Here is a 301-nt window from a genome sequence, read left to right as displayed (position 1 = left end):
TCTAATCAAAAGACTAGAAATCAACATTCACCATCACCTTGATGGAATGCTCATTTCTAAGCTTTCAGAAGCAGTTTATGGTGGAGCCAAGCGGGATCGAACCGCTGACCTCCTGCGTGCAAGGCAGGCGCTCTCCCAGCTGAGCTATGGCCCCATAACAAAATTGGTGGGTCTGGGCAGATTCGAACTGCCGACCTCACCCTTATCAGGGGTGCGCTCTAACCAACTGAGCTACAGACCCAATTTCGAGCTTGTAACTGTTAGCGTTGAGCTATCAGCTTGGAGCTTAAAGCTGCTTCTA

Annotated in this window: 2 tRNA genes; both read right to left on the bottom strand. The window is 49.5% G+C overall.

The annotated features are described in order from the left end of the window. Positions 1–78 precede the first annotated feature (78 nt). A tRNA-Ala gene (locus AC09SL_RS29615) sits at positions 79–154 on the bottom strand. A gap of 10 nt (positions 155–164) precedes the next feature. Further along, positions 165–241, bottom strand: a tRNA-Ile gene (locus AC09SL_RS29610). Positions 242–301: the final 60 nt, after the last annotated feature.

It is taken from the genome of Pseudomonas sp. PF05, from assembly GCF_056521845.1.
The sequence above is the reverse complement of the archived record's forward strand: the minus strand, read 5'-3'. Positions and strand labels throughout refer to the sequence as shown.